Source organism: Okeania sp. SIO2B9 (assembly GCF_010672505.1).
In the GTDB taxonomy this organism is placed as follows: Bacteria; Cyanobacteriota; Cyanobacteriia; order Cyanobacteriales; family Microcoleaceae; genus Okeania; species Okeania hirsuta.
On the sequence record NZ_JAAHGK010000779.1, the window covers coordinates 1 to 3742 of the forward strand.

5 protein-coding genes are annotated in these 3742 nt (G+C 34.5%); 4 read left to right on the forward strand and 1 reads right to left on the reverse strand.

Going from position 1 to position 3742, the window contains the following annotated elements; genetic code table 11:
* Positions 1–537: 537 nt before the first annotated feature.
* On the forward strand, positions 538–855 hold the full coding sequence (locus tag F6K13_RS23220) for an STAS domain-containing protein (RefSeq protein ID WP_124142662.1): 318 nt from the start codon (positions 538–540) through the stop codon (positions 853–855).
* A gap of 148 nt (positions 856–1003) precedes the next feature.
* Here the strand turns inward: F6K13_RS23220 and F6K13_RS23225 are convergent, their stop codons facing one another.
* The gene (locus F6K13_RS23225) at positions 1004–1441 is read right to left on the reverse strand and encodes a carboxymuconolactone decarboxylase family protein (protein ID WP_124142663.1); all 438 of its coding nucleotides are present in this window, start codon (positions 1439–1441) and stop codon (positions 1004–1006) included.
* 210 nt (positions 1442–1651) lie between these two features.
* On the opposite strand from F6K13_RS23225, the gene F6K13_RS23230 reads away from it, so the two are divergent.
* From F6K13_RS23230 to F6K13_RS23240, 3 genes are all read left to right on the forward strand, one after another.
* On the forward strand, positions 1652–2323 hold the full coding sequence (locus tag F6K13_RS23230; protein ID WP_124142679.1) for a TetR/AcrR family transcriptional regulator: 672 nt from the start codon (positions 1652–1654) through the stop codon (positions 2321–2323).
* 155 nt (positions 2324–2478) lie between these two features.
* On the forward strand, positions 2479–3165 hold the full coding sequence (locus tag F6K13_RS23235) for a DUF2459 domain-containing protein (protein ID WP_161565016.1): 687 nt from the start codon (positions 2479–2481) through the stop codon (positions 3163–3165).
* 35 nt (positions 3166–3200) lie between these two features.
* Positions 3201–3742 (forward strand): HisA/HisF-related TIM barrel protein (locus F6K13_RS23240; protein WP_287288535.1); only part of this gene is annotated, 542 nt, incomplete at its 3' end.

Consider the following 3742-nt stretch of genomic DNA (forward strand, 5'->3'; position numbering starts at 1 on the left):
ACCCCAGAAATGCGAATAGCAGGGATTAGTGCAGAAGATACAAAGCGTCACCCTCGTTACTACTTGCCTGTGAGAACTAGCGTATTATGTCAATAAATTGCGCAAATTGTTAACTAAGTCGAAACTCTCCTACTGTTCCCTATTTATTTTCATTTGTTTACTTAAAAATTTAATTTTTTGCCATTTTCTGAAATGTTAATGCTAAAACCACTGTCTGATTTGCTCTTGTGAGCTATCTATAGCAGGCCAAAGAGTTAGTTAGGATATAGACCGATCATGAACCTTAGACAGAGAAATGTTTTTCCCACTGTTGCCTTTTCCTTAGTATAGCACCTATTTTAGTGATTATATTAGCCATTGGAATTTTCTTGTTCCGGCTTAATATCAATTGTGATCTATATCATTAGTTAGTCAACAGAAGTATCACTAACTAAGCTTCATGTTATCACTAAGTTATACTTATGGGAATCACTTACTACCTACATCACAATATTAGATAATTACCTTGTATTTAAAATTAGCAAGGTAGGAAAAGTCATGGCACTCTTAATTCGTCTTTTAGGTGACTTTAATAAAAAAAAGAGTTCTCTGCTACAACAGAAGTTGAAACAAATTCTATCTAATAGCTCAGAACATTGCTGTTTAGTAGACCTTGCCACTATCCATTCCATTAATAATTATGGATTAGTGACTTTGGTCACATTACATCGTATTGCTAAGAAAAATAATTGTAACTTATATCTAATAAATTTGAACGATACAGTTAAATATTATCTAGAACTTACTGGACTAGACAGAAAATTTAATATTAAGCAGAATGTGAAAAATGTTAACTATACTCAGTTAGTAAACTAACTTTTTGTTCTCATATTATCAATCTGGACAAGTACGTTATTTGATGATTTAGAACTCACAACTCAAAAGAAAGGAAGGATCATATACTGTTATGTTGTCACTGTGGACATCAGCAAAAAATGTAGTTGTTAAACCATCTACATAGCGATTAAACATACAAAAAGCTGCTGCAATTAATTACTGTGTCGTGAATTTCTCTATCTGTTGCACCTACGTTTTTTGCCTGTTGAATATCATCTTCAGAAACTTGTTTACCACCAAGCTGTACTTTTGCTGCTATTTTCAGTAGCGCTTTAAGTTTGTCGGTAATATCTGTATTCTCAACGTTGTCATAAACTGCATCAACGAAATTACTATTGTGTTTGAGTAGTTGTTTTGCAACTGTACCATGAACACCCGTGCAAAAGTTACATTCATTTCGGCGGGATACATAAGCACCTATTAGTTCCCGCTCCTCAACTGATAGGGGTGAGTCTCCTCTCAACAAGGTTTCACTCAATTCTAACAACAGTTTACCTGTATCCGGTCGATATTTCATTAAACCCGCAATGCCGGGAAAGCCTAATGGTATATCTATATGTGCCATCTGTCGCTCCTCTTCTTTTTTTTTACTAACTAAATATTTAGTTAGTAACTAAAGAAAGCTTTTAAATGTTGTTTGTCAAGAGTTAACGAAGCAAATGCTAATATTAATTAGCTAAGGATTAAGGCCAAAATATGGCCATAGTAATTAGTGTAAAGCTTGGCCTTTTCATATCAAGGCAGTAAATTTTTTGGGAGTCTATTTATAACAGTTGTGAAGCATCAAGGCAAGAAAAAACCATCGCCTAAGAAGAAAGAAAGGTTGCGCGATCGAGAAGCAACAAAAGCAGAAATTTTAGATGCAGCAGAGGAGGAATTTGCGAAATATGGTTTAGCTGGGGCAAAGATAGATGCGATCGCAGCTCGTACAGGAGTAACAAAAGCCATGATTTACTATTATTTCAAAAGTAAGGATGCTTTGTATCAGGAGGTTTTTCAACGCTTGGTCAGAGAACTTAATCAAATGATTCAGCAGTCGCACCTGGAGCAGTTGCCAGCAGAAGTAGCTTTGAAAATGGTAATACATTCAGCGATCACCTACAAAGCATCTCATCCCTATAGAGGGAGACTGTGGTTCCATGAAGCAATTCAAAATCAGGGTAAATACGGAAAATTAACTGCTTGGCAAGATAGCTTTGTATTTTTAATGGATATTTTGGAGCGGGGAATAGCAGAAGGAAGTTTCCGGCAGGTCGATCCATTTTTGACAACTATTAATATTCTAGGGATTTGTGTTTTTTATTTTGATGCTCAGGAAAATCTCAGTTATCTCAAGCCAGATCGACAACTTTTGAGTCAGGAAATGATTGAAAAACAAACTCAAGAAGCCATCAATTTAGTTCTAGGTGGCGTGCTTTTATATTCAGAAAACTCTGGTAAAGTTTAAAATACAAAAAAAAGTTAAATTTTTCTATAGTAATTTAATTGGTTTATTTTTACGTCTAGAATTTATTTTTAAGAATTTGGCATCTATTCTGAATATAATATCGTCAACATAGACATATATATTGACGATCCTCAATGAATAAATCACCAGTTTTTATGTTAAAAAATAGAATTGTTAGATTGGTATTAAGTACTATTTTATCTATAAAAATTTGCTTAATTATTGGTTATTTTACTCCGAGAAATTGGTATGATAATTCTTGCGATATGACTTTATTAAACAAAGGCATATCTATCTATATTTATAATACTGGTATCCATACAGATATTCTAGTTCCAGTCAGAACTAAAAATTGGAATTTGCAGCAACATTTCAACTTAAAATTAATAGCTAATCCATCAGTTTCCATAAATTATCTAGCTTTTGGCCTTGGCGATCGAGCTTATTTTCTCGAAACTTATACTGGGACATCATTGCCAATTATGACAATTTTTAAGGCCATGTTCCTGCCAACACCCTCTGCTATAAGGGTATTAGCCTATAGAAATATTCCTCAACAATATGAAATTAAGTGTGCTATAATTACTCAAACTAATTACCGTAGGCTGATGGAATTTATCAATAATTCCTTCCAGTTAGATACCCAAGGTAATAAAATCAACCTGCTCGTAGATAGTAATTATGGAGGCGGTTTTTATGCAGGAAAAAATAGTTATTCAATTTTAAGAGCTTGTAATGATTGGACTGCAGAAGGTATGAAATTAGCAGGAGTCAAAACTCCTCTATGGTCAGGATTGTCTAGTTCAATTATGTATCATATTAACAGTGGGTGCAACTGTTGAAAAAATAGTAGTTTTGAATACAAAAAATATTGTCTATGAATATTATACCCGCAATCGATATATTAGATGGACGTTGTGTACGATTATATCAAGGAGATTATCAGCGAAAGAAAGTTTTTAATGATAACCCAGTTGATGTGGCAAAAAGGTGGGTAGATGAAGGAGCAACAAAGCTACATTTGGTAGACTTAGACGGTGCAAAAGTAGGTCAACCCGTAAATCAAAAGACAATAGAAGCGATTATCAAAGCAGTAGATGTACCAATACAATTAGGGGGAGGTTTACGTAACTATTCTGCAGTTGCAAGTGTGCTTGCTCTTGGTGTAAAACAAGCTATTGTCGGTACTGTAGCGGTCGAACGACCTCAGTTAATATCTAACCTCTGTCAAGAATTTCCTGGTCAAATTATTGTAGGTATTGATGCCAGAGATGGTAAAGTCGCTACTAAAGAGCGGTCTTCAAATAACCTATCCCATACCTTCTCTGTATCCTTAAAATCTTCAAAACTTTCTGTCAAAAATCCCAAATGTCCTCCCACATTAACTGCCAACATTGGAATACCTAGAGCTGCTAAATG